General features: G+C 63.7%; 14 protein-coding genes. 6 read left to right on the forward strand and 8 right to left on the reverse strand.

Features of this window, described 5'->3' with window-relative positions; all coding sequences use genetic code 11:
• Positions 1-480: 480 nt before the first annotated feature.
• From AWB68_RS37480 to AWB68_RS37530, 8 genes are all read right to left on the reverse strand, one after another.
• A complete protein-coding gene (locus tag AWB68_RS37480) occupies positions 481-1,224 on the reverse strand; it encodes a hypothetical protein (RefSeq protein ID WP_087649273.1) in 744 nt (247 codons plus the stop codon).
• A 625-nt stretch (positions 1,225-1,849) separates the two neighbouring features.
• Positions 1,850-3,418, reverse strand: coding sequence for a phage/plasmid primase, P4 family (locus AWB68_RS37490; RefSeq protein ID WP_087649275.1), 1,569 nt, complete (start codon positions 3,416-3,418; stop codon positions 1,850-1,852).
• Between the two features lie 570 nt (positions 3,419-3,988).
• Positions 3,989-4,696: a hypothetical protein gene (locus AWB68_RS47350; protein WP_125483169.1), complete on the reverse strand. Its 708-nt coding sequence runs from the start codon at positions 4,694-4,696 to the stop codon at positions 3,989-3,991.
• 136 nt (positions 4,697-4,832) lie between these two features.
• Entirely contained in the window at positions 4,833-6,212 is a 1,380-nt protein-coding gene (locus tag AWB68_RS37505) for a tyrosine-type recombinase/integrase (RefSeq protein ID WP_087649278.1), read from the reverse strand.
• A 580-nt stretch (positions 6,213-6,792) separates the two neighbouring features.
• The gene (rpsU, locus tag AWB68_RS37515; RefSeq protein WP_006999077.1) at positions 6,793-7,005 is read right to left on the reverse strand and encodes a 30S ribosomal protein S21; all 213 of its coding nucleotides are present in this window, start codon (positions 7,003-7,005) and stop codon (positions 6,793-6,795) included.
• A gap of 176 nt (positions 7,006-7,181) precedes the next feature.
• Positions 7,182-7,511 (reverse strand): 2Fe-2S iron-sulfur cluster-binding protein, encoded by a 330-nt coding sequence (locus AWB68_RS37520; RefSeq protein ID WP_235028717.1) that lies wholly within the window; start codon positions 7,509-7,511, stop codon positions 7,182-7,184.
• Between the two features lie 25 nt (positions 7,512-7,536).
• Positions 7,537-8,130: an IMPACT family protein gene (locus AWB68_RS37525; protein ID WP_087649287.1), complete on the reverse strand. Its 594-nt coding sequence runs from the start codon at positions 8,128-8,130 to the stop codon at positions 7,537-7,539.
• Between the two features lie 364 nt (positions 8,131-8,494).
• Complete coding sequence (locus tag AWB68_RS37530) at positions 8,495-9,037, reverse strand: GNAT family N-acetyltransferase (protein WP_087649280.1); 543 nt, start codon at positions 9,035-9,037, stop codon at positions 8,495-8,497.
• 322 nt (positions 9,038-9,359) lie between these two features.
• Here AWB68_RS37530 and AWB68_RS37535 point away from each other — a divergent pair, with 322 nt between their 5' ends.
• From AWB68_RS37535 to AWB68_RS37560, 6 genes are all read left to right on the forward strand, one after another.
• Complete coding sequence (locus tag AWB68_RS37535; RefSeq protein WP_087649281.1) at positions 9,360-11,018, forward strand: EAL domain-containing protein; 1,659 nt, start codon at positions 9,360-9,362, stop codon at positions 11,016-11,018.
• A 61-nt stretch (positions 11,019-11,079) separates the two neighbouring features.
• Positions 11,080-11,487: a hypothetical protein gene (locus tag AWB68_RS37540; protein WP_087649282.1), complete on the forward strand. Its 408-nt coding sequence runs from the start codon at positions 11,080-11,082 to the stop codon at positions 11,485-11,487.
• Between the two features lie 269 nt (positions 11,488-11,756).
• Entirely contained in the window at positions 11,757-12,446 is a 690-nt protein-coding gene (locus AWB68_RS37545) for an ABC transporter permease (protein WP_087649283.1), read from the forward strand.
• 15 nt (positions 12,447-12,461) lie between these two features.
• Positions 12,462-13,175, forward strand: a complete 714-nt coding sequence (locus AWB68_RS37550) for an ABC transporter permease (protein WP_087649284.1) — start codon at positions 12,462-12,464, stop codon at positions 13,173-13,175.
• 15 nt (positions 13,176-13,190) lie between these two features.
• Positions 13,191-14,018 carry an ABC transporter ATP-binding protein gene (locus AWB68_RS37555; protein WP_374729643.1) on the forward strand — a complete coding sequence of 276 codons (828 nt, stop codon included), beginning with the start codon at positions 13,191-13,193 and terminating at the stop codon, positions 14,016-14,018.
• A gap of 73 nt (positions 14,019-14,091) precedes the next feature.
• Positions 14,092-15,045, forward strand: a complete 954-nt coding sequence (locus AWB68_RS37560) for a GlxA family transcriptional regulator (protein ID WP_235028719.1) — start codon at positions 14,092-14,094, stop codon at positions 15,043-15,045.
• The last annotated feature ends 175 nt before the right edge of the window (positions 15,046-15,220 follow it).

Genomic DNA, 15,220 nt, shown 5'->3' on the forward strand with positions numbered 1-15,220 from the left:
CATGATCACGACAATTACTCCCGTCGACCGGACAACATAGTTGTCGACGACCGGACAAGACAGTTGACGCTATCCAGGAAAGGACCCGGCCGTTTTTCGCGAGGTCGACCGGTCGTTTCCCCAGACCACCCCACCACCCCAGCCGCGGCGAGGCCGATGCCGTGCGCGAGGCGGGGCGGCGGCGCCGATGCGGGCGCGTGGTCGGTGCGCTGACCCCAACCGAGTTTCACGATCGCGCTGGCGACGCTGCCTTGTTCCTTCAGAGTCGGAGCCTTTTCTTCCGGCGATGCAACGACGGCATTGCCGGAAGAATCACGACAGCGTCGCCGCCGTGGTTATTGGCGATGCAACGGATGCATCGCCAATACTTGTAGGTGCCACCGCACACCCGGAATTGGCGGATGAGCGGCAGCTGCCGCCGTTTTTCGTGACCCGTTTGGCTGTCAACGAGTCCACTCGTCACGCGCGGCTGGACGACCTTCAACGCAAAACCGCCCGCGGTTCGGCTCTCCCTTCGATCACGTAGCCATGAGCGCTCGGTGTTTGGTTCGGGCGCGCGCGGCGTGGGACATACGGCCGATAAGCGCGCAGCCGCGCCTGCGTTTCGATCAATGGTTTGAGCTGAGCGGCCAGCTGCGGGTCGGGCACGGTGACCTCCAACAGATTTTGATGTCCGTGGCGTGACTGATCAAACCCGTAGAAATTCCGATAGGTCGAGGGCGCGGGCAGGAACATAGCGTTGAAAAAATCGTGAGCGTGATCGAGCGGCCGGAGCGCGGACAGCCGCTCGATCACCCGGCGTGGGGCTTCGAGCGCGCTGATCAGTTCCTGCTCCAGCACGACAGTGATGTCGCGGGCGAACGATTGAAGCTCGGCTTGGAACAACCGGGCAGCATCGGTCACAGCCTTGTCGATCTGCGGCGCAGTGTTTTCGAGCGCTTGCATTTGTCGCCTCAAATCATCGAGCCGCTTGGCAGCGGCCTCGACGCGCGGGCGCAACTCGTCGGCGTTGCTTTGATGGAGCATCACTTCGTCGGGCGGGCAAATGGATCCATCGGCTTCGCTTTGCGCGAGCTGGTTGCGCAGGCGGGCGAGGTCTTCCTCGCACCGGTCGATCGCGGCGGGCAAAATTTTAGTTTGCTCATCGAGGCGCCTGCGGCGAGCGAGCACGTCGTTCGCGGCTTCGTGGGCGGCTCGCAGGGCGTGCGACAGTTCGATGTTCATCGCGTCCCCCGGGAGCGGGCGAAGGCTTGGTCCCAGCGGCGGTCGACCGTCTTCGTTGATACCTGAGGCCGGCCAGTTCGCATTCGCGCGAAGGCAATATCCCAAGCGCAATCGATACGGCGGCGGTCCCGCGCAGTGGGACGACAGTCCTGGTCGAGCTGGTCCGGCGAGCGCGCCAGGTGCTCGAAGTTCCAGTTCGGGAGTTCAGCGCGCCGGCGAGTATTCGCGTCTGCGTGCGGCGCTTTCGGTTTCGGTGTCGGTTTCGTGCGAGCCCCGAGCGAGAGAAGGTGGGCTGCGTTCAATAGATCAGTGTTCATGATTCTCCTCGTGGGTTATTGCAAGGTGGCTTTCGGTTCGTGCAAGGCCGAGTCGAGCCGCGCAGGTCTCTTCACGAAGGAAGCGAAAGGCGTCGATCCACGGCCGCCCGCGCTTTTGCGTTGATGAGCTTTTCTTGGCGCTCACGTTCCTCCGCAGTCGTGCCATTCTTCGTTCGTCATTACCGAACCCCGTGGTTCGGCGGCGGTATGACGGCAATGACGGAAGTGACGCTTCTTTCCGATTCGTCACTTACGCGCGCGCATATAAGAGGGTTAATAGGGAAAAGGCGTCACTCGTGTCATTTGTGTCACCGGTCGTCGCTGTCATTCAGTGCGACGCCGCGATAGAGCCGTTCGCGACTGTTACGGTCGCAAATCGCGCCCATGTCGAGCATCCGGGCCTTGAAGTCCCTTGTCGACGCAGGCCGGCCTTCGTGGCCGTTTTCCTCGAACCATCGCAGGTAGTCCAAACGTGCACGGCCAGCGCCCACGGAATAGTCTTTGTGCAGCAGGAGCCGCTCACCAGCCCACAGGGCGAATGTGTCGTTTTCGGCGAAGTATTCGGCGGTGGCTTGCGTGACGGCGGCGGGCATCGAACCGAAACCTTCGGCAATGACAGCCCGCGCGCCCCGGACCATCCACGCGAGAATCTCCGGATATTCTTCGCGCAAGGCGTCTTCGAGAGTTGAATCCCGCCTGTTCTCAGGCACCTTGTGGACAAACGGGATAACGCGAAAGCGCCGTTTTTCAGCCTCATCAGCTTGCCGCAGACGCGGGCGATGGTTGCCGACGAACAGCAGCTTGCAGATTGGCGTGAAGTCGTAGAAATCTTGACGCATGTGACGTGCCGACATTTTTTCTCCGGACGAAATATCCTTGACGCGCTGCGAGTTCCACGCGCGGTTATCCGGCAGTTCGCCGCACGCGGCCAGGCGCGCACCTTCGATATGCGCCATGCCGGTCGGGTGTTGGTCATGCGTCGATTGAAGGAAGGTTTCGACCGCGACGGACACGAAGTAGTCGCCAAGCACTTCGCGCAGCACGCGCAGAAAGGTTGTCTTGCCGTTCGCGCCGCCGCCAAAGAGCAGGAACACGAATTCATAACGCGTCGAGCCTGTCAGGAAGTAGCCGCACATGCGCTGCAAAAACCGCATCATGTCGTCATTGTCCAGCTCCATGCGCGGTTTGCCCTGCTCATCGAAACCGTGGATGCACGCCGCGAGAAATCGGAGCCAACGCGGACAGTCGCCGCCGAAATCAGGGGCGGAGCCCGTCAGGCGCGTCATCATGTCTTCGGGGCGGGCAGCGCGCATCGAGCCGTCGCGCAGGTCAACGACGCCGGAAGGCGTGCAAAGCAGCCACGGATTGGCATCGAATGTTCCGCGCGGACAGGTGCGTTCGTCGGTGCGCGCGAGCTTTTCAATGGCGTCCACGACGCGCGCCGTCAACCAGCGCGGCACGCCCCGGCACATCTGGCGCACCGTGCGGCGAATCATTTCACGCGTGACGCGCGCACCTTCGTCCCGTTGCCAGTGCGTGCCATCCCAGCAGAGCCACTTGCCGCGCTTCGATTCGAAAAGCAGCTTGCCTTGGTAGAGCGAAGCGAACACTACGGCAATGGCATCTTCATTCAGATCCACAGTCGCAGCGATCTCATCCGATAGATGTGCCGGAATCGAGTCGAGCGGCGCCGACATGCGATCGCCGTTGCGGCTCGCACGCTTTGGCTTCGCGGCATGATCGTTCACTGCGGGGCTTTTCGCGAAGAACTTGCTGCGCGCTTCGTCGAGTCGTTTCACCTCGGCCTCGAGCGCGGACGGGGCTTGCCTCTCAGTGTGCACGCCTTCGGAGCGGTCGCGCGGAACAGCGGCGCTCACGAGTCAGGTTCCCGCTTCGGCAGCGCGATTCGCGGGTGCCCCGCGCAATTGACACACGGAACGGGCACTAGATCGACAAAGGGGTTTCTTCTGTTCGGGCGCGTCGAGTTCGACTTCCACGAAGCCGTACTTCCCATGATCCGACAGCAAGCGGACCACCTTTGCCGTGCAGCCCGCATATTGGCCTTGCATGACCACGACACGCTGGTTCTGGTGTGGGTGCCGAATCATCGCGCACCCCCGTTCAGCAGCATGGCGAGATCACAGACTTTCCATCCAAGTCGGCGATTGATGCGGACCGGTCTGATGGGGCCACACTCTAAGCACGCCCATTTCCTCAGAGTCTGCGGCTGCCGGCCAAGCACGTCAGCTGCTTCGGGAGTTGACAGGACATCTCTCCCCCTGGCACGCGCCAGAAGGCCGGGCGGAAGCGGATACGCAGCGGTCATCGTCACCACCTTTATCGAATGCGAATCTGGCGTTGTTAATCGGCGTTGACGACAGCTTATAAGTGTTGGTTGCGGCTGGAAAGAAAACGACCGTTACCGGCTCTTAGCGAGCCTTATCGTCTCAAAGTCCCTCATTGAGCATGCGTTCAAGTCGCAGGCGGACGGCACCCTTCGTCATGTATTTCACACGACTATCCTCCCACTTGATGCCCCTGGTTACGCTATATCCAATCATGGGCGGAGGCGGGTTGCTCGACTGGGCCTGGCGCACGAGCACGAACCATACGGAATGCACATTCTTGGGTGACGTGGCCTCGCGCCATGCGGCCTTGATGACGGGCTTCATTGCGTCGGTGCGTTGCTTGCGCTTGTCCGTAAGACCCTCTTGCGGTTTGCTTTCCTTTCTCTTGAGTGAAGCGGCCCCGCGCGATGCGGCTTTGGTGACGGGCTCCATTGCGTTGGCGCTTGGTTGACGTTCCAGGTTCCGAAGATACATCAGCGTGCACACGTCGCTGATCGGCGCTCTTCGAAGTTCATCGCGGAGCTCGTTGAGCTTCGTATCGTCTTGCAGCATATGGGAAAGCTGTATGGCGCGTGCACACGCTGCATCCAGCGTGTCCCCCCACGGCCCGAATATTCGATGGACTGGCGAGACCGGTGAGACTGGCGATTGAATTTGCAGTGATGGAAGGTCGATCGGTTTGAACAGGCGGTTCCAGTCCGGCAGGCGCGAGCCTACTTTGGAAATATTCCCACAAATGCGGCTCAACTCCGGATAGAGCGGGGACAGTGCAGAAATGTTCGAGCCGATTCCGCCCGGTTTGCTCATCGTCATGGCGTTCCTTCAAACGCAGCCTTCATTAGAAGAGCCTTGCCAGGCCGGTGAAGGAAGCCGGCTTTTCGTTCCGTCGAACTAGGCAAGGTTTGCGGTGATCATGCGCTCACTGCTACGGTATGTGAATTGGCTACGGGGTCACTGTCTCGACGCCAGCCTCCGTCAAGATCCAGCTCTCGATGCGCGTGTGCCACATGCGCAGCAGGTCGAGCGGACGACGTCGGTAATGCTTTTCGGCAATCGCGGAAGGCTTATGACCTTGAATCTGCGCGACCACGCCGACCGGGCATTCCACCCACTCCGAAAGCGTTCCGAAACTTCTTCGCAAACCGTGAAGGCTCACGTGCGGCAGGTTACCCGCGCTGAGCGCCTTGTTGTGGGCGATGCGCGGTTCGGCGAGTTTGCCGTCCTCCGCACGGCCGCTGGCGAACACCCATTCCGGCGGCTGCCAGGTCTGGCCCCGCGCGTCGAGTCTGCGCTGCTGGCGACGGTCCGGCGCGATCGACTGGAGCGCCTTGAGCGCGCGCAGCAGGGTGGCCACGTAGGGCGTTAGCGGAATCGTGCGCGTGCCCTCCACCTTGTCACCGATGCGCAGGCTGTTCCAGTCGAAATCGACGTCGGTCCATTTCAGCGCGGCAATCTCCTCGCGGCGAGCGCCGGTGAGCAGCAGCACCCGAAGGTATGCGGAAATCGTCACGTTTGGAATCGCACCGGTGGCGGCGAACCAATGCTTGAGCTGTTCGCGCTGAAGGCAATCATTCTTCGCCTTCTTTTTTGGCAACCGCTCGCGCGCGAGGTGTCGCGTGTGCACGTCACCGGGAACCAGGTTTCTGTATTCGTTGCGGCGCTCACACCAGGTGAGGAACGTGCCGAGCGCGGAATAGGCCTGTCGCGCCTTGGTTGGCCGAACTGCCGCTTCGACCTTCAGTGCATCGTCCAACACCGTGCGCGTCAGGTCCGACAGGCGCATCTCCATGAGCGGGGCAAGCACACCCGGGACGATGATGCGGTCGCCAATTGAAGCCTTGCGGCCGCCGCGCTCGGCCATGCGTTCGTGGTCGAGATAGTGTCGCTCCGACCATTTGCCCCGGCGGTCTTCTATATAGAGATTCCAGACGTCGCGCAGAAGCACATCGCGGCGCTCCGTTTCGGCACGGCGCACTTCGCGCGCGGCGCGTTCCTCGTCACGCTGCTCGCGCGGGTCGATGCCTTGGTCAACCAGCGCCTTGAGCCGCCGCGCTTGGGCACGCGCGCCGGGCATCGGTCGCACTTCACCGGATTCGGCGTCCGCCACCGTGACGCCTTCGAGGGGCCAGGTCTTTGGATCGCCAATACTGACACGGATCGTCTTTCCGTCAAGCTTGCCCTGGAAAACGTAGGTGCGCGCGCCGTTGGCCGTCACGCGCAGCCCGAGGCCGGGCGCCTCGCTGTCCCACAGAAACGCTTGGTTCTGCCCCTCCGGGCAGGAAAACGACGCTACGCGCGCCGCCGTTAGCCTGACTCTTGCCACGATTCACGTCCTTGATGTAACCTAGGTGTAACCCGAGTCTATCAAATTCGGTGAATCTTAATCAACACCTATCGCGGTATCAGGCCACGCTTTATGTTGATTTGAAAGGGTTTTTTGTGGTTTCAGCAACGCACATCAACGTTGCGGAATGAAAAAACCTTCGGTCTCATAACCCGAAGGTCGTAGGTTCAAATCCTACCCCCGCAACCAGGATTCAAAGCAAAAAGCCCGGCTTGCCGGGCTTTTTGCTTTTACGGGTCGCATTCGAATGTCGAAGGGATGTCGAAGGGATGTCGCAGCGATCACGAGATTTCGACGAAACGTCTGCGCCACAAACACGAAAAGCCTGCATGACATCGCGTCATGCAGGCTTTTTGCATTCTTGATCCGTTCTGGCGGGGCGCTCGGTTGATCCTCAATCGAGGCTCAAGCTTCATTCATGGCGCCAGGCCATTCTCGGACACAACCTCATCGGCTCCGAACCATCTGGTGAAGGCGGCGCACGCAGCAAACCGGCGCAATGACAACCCGTTACTGCTTCGCTCGGCCTTGAGCCAGAAAGCCCATCAGGTGCCTTCTATCAATAAAACTTCTTCGGCAACTGCGCGCGGCGGATCTGCTTGCGCAGGCGAGCGACAGCAGCAGCTTTCTTGCGCTTGCGCTCGGTGGTCGGCTTTTCGTAGGCCATGCGCGATTTGAGTTCTTGAATCAGGCCCGTGCGTTCGACGGTACGGCGAAAACGACGCATGGCGACGTCGAAAGGCTCGTTCTCTTTCAACAGTACTTTAGTCATTGAGTTCTCGGTTGATCTGGCCCTGCCAGAAATTAGGGCAAAGCGCAATTGTACACTTTTTGAGAGGCGAACTGAACGGCCATCAAAGGAACGCCGCGCCGCCCGGCCCGGGATTGACATCGTAGGTCGTTGAATGGAGACAACAAATCCTGAATAACCCGGGTCGGCGAGACAGGCTAGAAGCCTCGGGACGGCGGCCGGCGGGGAATCGCGCTTTCCTCGCTTGCCTCTGGCTGGTCGATCGCGACGTCCGAGGCGGGAAGCGCGACACAGGGCAGGACCCAGCCTTCGCGTTTTTCCTCCGCAGTGAGGCCGGGCCATTCGATCCGATAGCGCACTTCGCCCTCGACGAGCCGGCACAGGCACGCGCGGCAGGTGCCATTGCGGCAGGACGTCGGCAGACGGATGCCGGCGCGCAGGGCGGCTTCGACCAGCGACGCGTCGTCATCGACGTCGATCGTGCGTCCGAGCGGCTCGATGCGCAGCCTGAAGCAGCGCTGGCTCACGGGTGCCTGCCGGGCCGAGCGCGCGTCATGCTTCGACCTCGATGGTCGCGCGGCCGTGAGTGACATCGCGCAGCGCTTCGGCGGCCGCCTCGCGCGACGCGAGCGGCATCCGGATGACGAGCCGCACGGTCATGTCGTAGGCGTGTTCGACCAGCTCGCAGTCCTCCTGCTCGATCCAGCGGCGCACGCGCGCTTCGTCGGCGTAGTCGACGTCCACTTTCACGAGGCCGCGCTCGATGCGCTCGATCCGTACCGCGAGCTGCATCGCGGTGGCGATCGCGTCGGTGTAGGCGCGCACGAGGCCGCCCGCGCCGAGCTTGATGCCGCCGTAATACCGGACGACGGCCGCCAGCACGCCGTCGACTTCGTGATGCCGCAGGACTTCGAGGATCGGCCGGCCGGCGGTGCCCGATGGCTCGCCGTCGTCCGACATGCCCGACTGGCCGCCCGCGAGCAACGCCCAGCAGACGTGCGTGGCCGTCGGATGCTGGGCGCGCAGCGCGTCGAGTTCGCGCATCGCGGCGGCGCGGTCGGCGACCGGTATGGCCAGTGCGATGAACCGGCTCTTGCGGATGTCGATTTCGGCGGTGACGGGAGCGGCCAGGGTGTAAGTCGGCAACGGCGGATCGGTCGGTGAGGGGTGGATGACGAACCGGACGCCGGTGGGCGGCGGCAAGACCGTTATGGTACCGGCAAAGCGGCGGGGATTCGCCACGCCCGCGCCTCGTTCGGGTGGCGACGCCGTTTGAAACGGCAGGGTTTTGCCGGCTGCGCGCCTCCCTCAGCCGGATGCGATTTGAGGCGGGCAGAATTCGCCAGGCCCTCAGTTCGCGCAGGCGGCGTTGCCGCTTGATGCAGCCGCGGCGTTACGCCAAGTCCGCGGTTCACCCGGGCGGTGTCGCCATTCGAAGCAGCAACAGGTCCATGCCAGGTCCGCGATTCGCGCAAGCGGCGTAGCCGTTTCCGACGGGCGCGGCAATCGCTCAAGCGGTATCGCCATTTCCGAGCGGGCGCTGCATCAGCACGGTATCGACCCACGTGCCATGCTTGAACCCGACCTTGCGCAACACGCCGACGTGCTCGAACCCGAGCCGCGCGTGCAGCGCGATCGACCCCGCGTTACCGCTGTTGCCGATGACCGCGATCACCTGCCGCCACGGCCCGGCCTCGCAGCGCGCGATCAGCGCCGACAGCAGCGCCATGCCGATGCCGCGTCCGTGCATGCCGTCGGCGATATAGACGGAATCCTCGATCGTATGCCGATACGCCGAGCGTGCCCGGTACGCCGTCGCGTACGCATAGCCGACGACCGCGCCGTCGACCTCGGCCACGAGATACGGCAGCCGCGCCGCGACGACGGCCGCGTGGCGCGCGCGCATTTCATCGACGCCGGGCGCCACTTCCTCGAACGTGGCGAGCGCGTGCTCGACGTAGTGCGCATAAATGCGGGCGATCGCGTCGAAGTCGATGCGCGTCGCCTCGCGCACGAGGGGCGGGCGAGAGACGGGTGCGTTGCCTGGTTTCATGGGCGTTGTCGTGGGGTTTTCCGTCACACGATTTTCGCATGAGCGGGCCGCGCCGTTCCGCGCCCAAAAAAGCGTGCGCCGGCCGTGCGGCAGCCCACCAACGACGCGAATTTTCAGTTAAAGAAACCATTGAGTCGCGTGGGCGCGGCCCTCTACACTAGGTCGTTTGATCTGGGGCTGTGAACGGGCCGCCGAGGGGCCGTCAAGCGGAAAAATCGATCGTCGGGACGGGAGTGCGGCGATGGCGGCGGTAGGGAACTGGATGGCATTCGCGTCGCGGGAATTTCTTGCAACGTTTCGCGGCGCAGGGCGATAACACGCAATGAAAAAAATTCGACGCTCGAGCCTGGCGGTGCTTTGCGCCGTCCTGGTGCTGGCCGTGGCGCTTGCGCCCGCCGCACTCGGCTTGCTGTTCGCCCAGCAGAGCTTGCGCCACGACGAAACCGCGCGCCTGAACCGCGTGGCCGACGCCGCGCTCGTGCGCGCCGAAGACGTGACGCGGCATCTTTCAAGCGCGCTCGGCGAAATCGGCCGCGTGCCCGACGAGCCGTGCTCCGCCTCCTATCTGCGGGAACTGCGCCGCATCGCGCTGGAGCATCGCGCGGTACGCGACGCCGGTGCCTACGATCACAGCGGCCGCTGGCAATGCTCGTCGCTCCTGGGCGCCGTGGCAATTGGCGCGCTCGGCGGCCGCAAGCTGCCGCCGCCCGACTGGCGCGGCCGCGACGGCGTGATCGCGTGGTTCGACCTCGTGCACATGCCGGGCGGCGACGAGTCGCTCGTGCTCGGGCGCGACGGTTACTACGTCGCGGCCGACCCGGCCGCGTACCTCGACGGCCTCGCGGCGCGACCGGGCGCGATCCCCGATGCGAGCACGAACGCGAGCCCGAACGCGATCACCAAGCCGGGCGCGATCCCGGCGAGCGGCCTGGGCGTGATCAACACGGAGATGAGCCGCGTCATCGCGACGACACCGAGCGCCGATCCGTCCGTGATGCTCGCGCTCTATCGCAAGCCCGCCGACGCCCCGGCCGACGATACGGCCGACACGCCGTACGTCGTGCGGCGCTCGGTCACGATGCCGATCGCGGTGGTCGTGAGCGCGCCACGCGAGGCGCTGCCCGAGCGTCTGCGCAGCCTGCCGTGGGGCTGGCTGCTCGGCGGCGTGGCGGCCGGCGTGGCGCTGGCGGGCTGGGCGGCGTTTTTCATCGTGCGTCACATGTCGCCGCGCGGGCAGCTCACCGACGCCGTGCGGCGCCATCAGTTCATCGTCGCGTACCAGCCGATCGTCGATCTCGCGACGCGCCGCTGCGTCGGCGCCGAGGCGCTGGTGCGCTGGAAGCACCATAACCGCATCGTGCGGCCCGATCATTTTATTCCGCTCGCCGAGCATCGCGGGCTGATCCAGGCGATCACCGACCAGGTGCTCGATACCGTGCTGCTCGAACTCGGCGAGTTCCTCAAGCGCTATCCGGAGTACTACGTCTCGATCAACCTCTCCGCGTCCGATCTCACGACGCCGCGTTTCCTCGACATCCTGACGCCCGCCGTCGCACGGCAAAAGGTGAAGCCGGAGCAGATCCGCATCGAGGCGACCGAGCGCGGCTTTCTCGATGCCGAGGCGGCGAAGGAAGTGATCAGCGCGTTTCGCGACGCGGGCCATCCGGTCTATATCGACGATTTCGGCACCGGCTATTCGAGCCTGTCGCATTTGCAGAACTTTCGCGTCGATGCGCTGAAGATCGACAAGTCGTTCGTGGATACGATCGGGCAGGACGCGGCGTCGAGCAGCGTGGCGTCGCACATCATCGAAATGGCGGCGACGCTCGACGTGAAGGTGATCGCGGAGGGCATCGAGCGCGAGGAGCAGGCGACCTACCTGCATGCGCGCGGCGCGCAGTTCGGCCAGGGGTGGCTCTTCTCGGCGCCGCTGACAGCCGCCGAATTCATCCGCTATGTCGGCAGGACGCGCGCGGGTTGACGCGTCGCACCCACAACGCGTGTACGCTGGGCCACTCGACCTCACCCCGACGGACACCGCCATGAACGACCAAGCCGCCACGACCTTTCTCAACGACGTGCGCCATCCGCTGCTCGCGCTGCACCGGAGCGTGCTGACCGAACTGCGCACGCGGCACGAGGCCGAGTTCGGGCCGGTGTCGCCGGGGGAATTCCTGCAGATCGTGATCAACGGCACGTCGTACCGCTGGCTCTCGCCGCTGTCCACGCTGATCGCGGCGCTCGACGACGTGCTCGACGACAACGAAGCGAAGGACACCGACCGCATCGATATCGCGAACGCCGTGGTCGCGATGTTCTCGGCGAAGACGCGCGATGCGACCTTCGCCGAACGTTACCTGCCGCTATTGCAGGACAGCCCCGAGATCGCGCTGGCGAACGGGCAGATGGCACAGCGAGTGCGCTCGGTCGCGCCAGCCGACGACGCGTGACGAGGCGTCGCCGTTCTATCGAAAAAGCGACCAAAAACCTGCGTATTCCGTACGCGCCGCGCTTGCGGGTTTTCGTGACTGCCACGCGCGGCGAGCCTTGTCCGATGCGGGATTGCAGCTCGCCACCGGGCAACCCGCGCCATGCTGCGCTGCAATAAAACCGTCCCGCTGCATTTGAGCAATTGATTTTCGCTTGCGACTATCGGCGCCAATCGCTGAACCCAAGGCGATGCCGAATCGAAAATCAGCCAAATCAGACGGAGACGCACGTGTTCCTATACGGCTACGGCCCGTTGCTGCTGGCGGGCGCCAGACAGACCATCGCGCTCGCGGTGCTTTCCCTTGCGGTATCGGTCGTGCTCGGCTTGCTGGGCGCATCGGCGAAACTGTCGCGGCACGGCTTGCTGCGCGCGATGGCCACCGCCTACACGACGCTGATCCGCTCGGTTCCCGATCTCGTCCTGATGCTGCTGCTGTTCTACAGCATCCAGATCGCGGTGAACAATCTCACCGATGCGCTCGGCCTCGACCAGTTCGACATCGACCCGTTCACGGCGGGCGTGCTCACGCTCGGCTTCATCTACGGCGCGTACTTCACCGAGACGTTTCGCGGCGCGTTCCTCGCCGTGCCGCGCGGCCAGCTGGAAGCGGGCAGCGCCTACGGCATGAGCGGCATGCGCGTGTTCGGCCGCATCCTGTTTCCGCAGATGATGCGCTTCGCGCTGCCGGGCATCGGTAACAACTGGCAGGTGCTCGTCAAGGCGACGGCGCTCGTCTCGATCATCGGTCTCGCCGATATCGTGAAGGCCGCGCAGGACGCCGGCAAGAGCACGTTCAACATGTTCTTCTTCATCCTCGTCGCGGCGCTCGCGTATCTCGCGATCACGAGCGCTTCGAACTTCGTGCTGCTGATGCTGGAACGCCGCTATTCGATCGGCGTGCGGCACGCCGATCTCTGACCCGGAGCGCCGACCATGATCCAGATCTTCGCCGAATACTGGCGCCCGTTCCTTTACTCCGACGGCATGCGCGCGTCGGGCCTCGTCGTGACGCTGTGGCTGCTGGTGGCGTCGATCGCGCTGGGTTTCGTCGCCGCCGTGCCGCTCGCGTGCGCGCGCGTCTCGAAGAACCGCTGGCTCTCGACGCCCGTGCGCCTCTACACCTACGTGTTTCGCGGCACGCCGCTGTATGTGCAACTGCTGCTGCTCTACACGGGCCTGTACAGTCTCGAATTCGTGCGCTCGCATTCGCTGCTGGAAGCGTTCTTTCGCAGCGGCTTCAACTGCGCGATCCTCGCGTTCGCGCTCAACACCTGTGCCTACACGACCGAGATCTTCGCGGGTGCGATCCGCGCGATCCCGCACGGCGAAGTGGAAGCGGCCCGCGCGTACGGCATGGGCACGTTCACGATGTATTGGCGCGTGATTTTGCCGTCGGCGCTGCGCCGCGCGTTGCCGCTGTACAGTAACGAAGTCATCCTGATGCTGCATGCCACGACTGTCGCGTTCACGGCGACCGTGCCGGACATCCTGAAGGTCGCGCGCGACGCGAACTCGGCGACCTATCAGTCGTTCGAATCGTTCGGCATCGCGGCGCTGATGTATGTCGCGATATCGTTCGCGCTGGTCGCCGCGTTCAGGAAGGCCGAGCAACGCTGGCTCGGCTATCTGGGCGCCGGCCGTCGCTGAGGGTCCGCTAGAATCATGTTGCCTACACCAGTCATCACCCGGGAGAACGAGTTGGAGCCAACCGCCAAAGACGTCGCGACGAAGCTCGTGGCGCAGGATATCCACAAGCGCTACGGCGACAACGAAGTGCTGAAGGGCGTTTCGCTTGCAGCCAGGGCGGGAGACGTGATCAGCATCATCGGCGCGAGCGGCTCCGGCAAGAGCACGTTCCTGCGCTGCATCAACTTCCTGGAGAAGCCGAACGCGGGGCAGATCGTGGTCGACGGCGAGACCGTGCGCACGAAGGCCGATCGCGCGGGCAATCTCGATGTCGCCGATCACAAGCAGTTGCAGCGCGTGCGCACCAAGCTCGCGATGGTGTTCCAGCATTTCAACCTGTGGTCGCACATGACGGCCATCGAAAACGTGATGGAAGCGCCGATGCATGTCCTGGGCCTATCGAAAAAGGAAGCCGAGGACCGCGCGCGCACGTACCTGGAGAAGGTCGGTCTCGCGCCGCGCATGGAGAAGCAGTATCCGTCCCACTTGTCGGGCGGGCAGCAGCAGCGCGTCGCGATTGCCCGGGCGCTCGCGATGCATCCCGACGTGATGCTCTTCGACGAGCCCACGTCCGCGCTCGATCCCGAACTTGTCGGCGAAGTGCTGAAGGTGATGCAGAAACTCGCGGAAGAAGGGCGCACGATGATCGTCGTCACGCACGAGATGGGCTTCGCGCGCAACGTGTCGAATCACGTGATGTTCCTGCATCAGGGGCGCACCGAAGAAGAGGGCGCGCCCGCCGACGTGCTGACCACGCCCAAGAGCGAGCGGCTGCGCCAGTTCCTGTCGGGCAGCCTGAAATAACGCGGTGAGCGTCGGCCCTGCTGCCGCGTCGCGACCGCTGAGGGTTGCGATCGTCGCGTTGCCGCCGTGTTCGATGAGCGGCATCGGGCCGCTCATCGACAGCCTGCATCTCGCGAACGAGATCGACGGCCATCTGCTTTACGACTGGCGGATCTGTTCCTGGGACGGCCGTCCCGTGCCGCTCACGGGCGGCGCGCAGATTCCCGCCGATGCCGCTTTCGGCGACGCCATCCAGTGCGACTGGCTGATCGTCATCAGCGAGCGCTATCAGCAATTCGCCGATTACCGGCTGTTTCTCGCGAGCCTCGCGCGGGTCGCGACGCGCACGCCGCTCGTCACCGGCATTCACCACGGCGTGTGGTGGCTCGCGATGGCGGGCCAGTTGAGTGCGTATCGCGTCGCGGTGAACTGGGAGACGTACCAGCAGTTCGCCGAGCAGTTCGAGCGCTCGATCGTCACGCAGCAGATCTTTGAAATCGACCGCGATCGCGCGACCTGCGCGGGCGGCCAGGCGACGGTCGACTTCATGCTCGCGATGATCGCGCGCGATCACGGCCGCGATTTGTCGGAACGCATTGCGGATTCGCTGGGGATCGGTGTGTTGCGGGCGGGGGAGGAGCGCCAGCGCATTCCGTTCGTGACCGCGCCGGGTGAGCGGCATCCGCGATTGAACGACGCGCTGCAGTTGATGGAAGCCAACATCGAGGATCCGCTCGCTACCGATGAGATTGCGGGGTTGGTGGGGATTTCGCGGCGCCAGTTGGAGCGGCTCTTTCGGCAGTATCTCGGCGCGATGCCTTCCAAGTATTACCTCAATTTGCGGCTTGCGAAGGCGCGTACTCAGTTGCAGCGGACGAGCAAATCGGTGGTGCAGATCAGCCTCGCATGCGGGTTTTCGTCGGCGGCGCACTTTTCCAATGCGTATCGGGACCGGTTCGGCGTGACGCCGCGGGAAGAGCGCCGGAACTGGCTCGAGAAGCATCGCGGGAATGAACCGCGCGGCGGGGCGTTGCTCGAAGCCCGGTAGGTTGCCGCTGGCGCTTGGGGTGGGGTTGGGGTTGGGGTGGGTTACACCGTTTGATGCGCTTAGGCTTCCATGGAACTTGTATTGTTTTTGGTTTATTTGCTCTGCCCCTGTCCGGGGCGGGACTCACTTTCTTTGCTGCTGCAAAGAAAGTAAGCAAAGAAAGCAGCTTTCCAAC

Source organism: Caballeronia choica, assembly GCF_001544535.1.
Lineage (GTDB): Bacteria > Pseudomonadota > Gammaproteobacteria > Burkholderiales > Burkholderiaceae > Caballeronia > Caballeronia choica.